General features: G+C 78.1%; 1 protein-coding gene and 1 pseudogene. One reads left to right on the top strand and one right to left on the bottom strand.

Annotated features, from left to right (window positions below):
- Positions 1-664 (bottom strand): DUF3806 domain-containing protein (locus ACXJKG_RS21065; protein ID WP_456847664.1); only part of this gene is annotated, 664 nt, incomplete at its 3' end.
- 436 nt (positions 665-1,100) lie between these two features.
- Here ACXJKG_RS21065 and ACXJKG_RS21060 point away from each other — a divergent pair.
- Positions 1,101-1,594, top strand: a pseudogene (locus ACXJKG_RS21060) (hypothetical protein); the annotation flags it as partial.

Below are 1,594 nucleotides of genomic sequence, written 5' to 3'. Positions count from 1 at the left end.
CCGCGGGGCGYGGGGCGCCGGCGGCCTCGGCGAGCTCGCGGAAGGCGGACGCTCCGTCGGCGGCGCGGGCGGCGGCCGTGGCGTCGGCAAGCGCACGCAGCGCGACGGGCTGGTCCTCGACCGGTCGTGCGGACAGCGGCGGCGTGGGGCGACGGCTGGAGAGCGGCTGGCCTGCGGCGGTCGGCCGCGAGGGCAGGTAGTCGGGGCCCTCGGACTCCGCGACGAGCTGGGGGCTGCGCTCCGGGGTCCGCGGGCTCGGCAGCTCGGGTGCGGCGCCGGCGTTCAGGTGGGCCGCAGCGGCGATGACGTACTCGGCGACCCAGTCGGGCGTGCACCCGGTCTGCCAGCGAGAGCCGACGTCGGTCAGCGGCAGTGCCGCGTCCTCGCCGGACGCCGACACGACCGCCGGCGTGGGTGACGTGCCGATCCGCAGGGCCCACCGGGCGCCGGGCACGCGGGCGACGATGAGGTCGCCGACGCCGACGCCGAGGGCCATGACCATCGCCTGCGGCACGGGGGTGGACGGCCCGTCGGCCCACCGCGTCCGGGACGAGAACAGGAGCGCCCCGACGGCGCGCGGGTCGGCGACGTCGGCGCCGCTGGCCCGCAGGTGCGCGCGCGCACGGTCGAGGTGACCGTTCTCCTCAGGGGTCAGGGCTCGCACCCCGGGGACGGTGCCGTGAGGGCCGGACGCGGGAAGGGACAGCGTCGGGCGCACATCACTCATGGTGCCGGGATCGGCCTCCCGGACCGTGTTCTTGAGCGCTCCAGCGCGGGTTCCACCGGATGACTGTGGTTCCTGACGGACGTCGCCGGCAGGTTCCCGACAAAGACGGCGAAGGCGTGCGACGAGCGTCACTCGGGCGCCCGGGAGCGGTCCTCGGCAGAGCATGCGTCGTGTGCTGACGGGATGCCCCAGGGCCGACGCGTCGGCGGCCTCGCGCCGGTGGAGCCGAGTTCGGACACTCGGCGTGGTCCCGCTCGTCGTGTCGCGTCCGTCGGCGCGCGGCTACCCTGACCACGGTCCGAATCGCCCTGTCCGTCCCGCAGCCCGCTCGGAGCACTCCATCCGCCGTCCACCGCGCAGCATCGTCGCCGCCGTGACCGCCGTCCTCGTGGTCGGCGTCGCCGGGGGAGCCTGGGCGTGGACGGACCACGACGACCGGGTGGCCGCCGCGCAGGCCGCCGCCGACCAGCGCGCGGCGCACGCCCACGAGGCGCAGGTGGTCGACGCCGACGCCCTCCTGGTCCAGGCGACCGACGCCGGCCGGACCCAGGCGGCCAGCGTCCGCGTCGCCGCCCTGGCCACCCTCGCCGCCGCCGCGGACAGCGCGCGTGCCACGCTCGCCGCGAGCCAGGACGCCGTCGCCGACGACGCCGTCCGGCAGCAGCTCGCCGCCGAGCTGGCGACTGCCGACACGGCACTCGCGCCGACGGACCCGGCCAGCACGGACCCGGCCGCGACCGGCCCCGCGACCGCGACCGGACTCAGCCCGGCGTCCCTGCGGGCGCTCGCGGTCTCGCTCGCCGCCGCCGAGGCCGCCGTGGTCGCGGCCCACGACGCCTGGGTGCAGGCGCAGGCCGCCGCCATGGC

The sequence above is a fragment of the Cellulomonas sp. P5_C6 genome, assembly GCF_054049635.1.
Note: the sequence above shows the minus strand (reverse complement) of the source record. Positions and strands in the feature narration are given on the sequence as shown.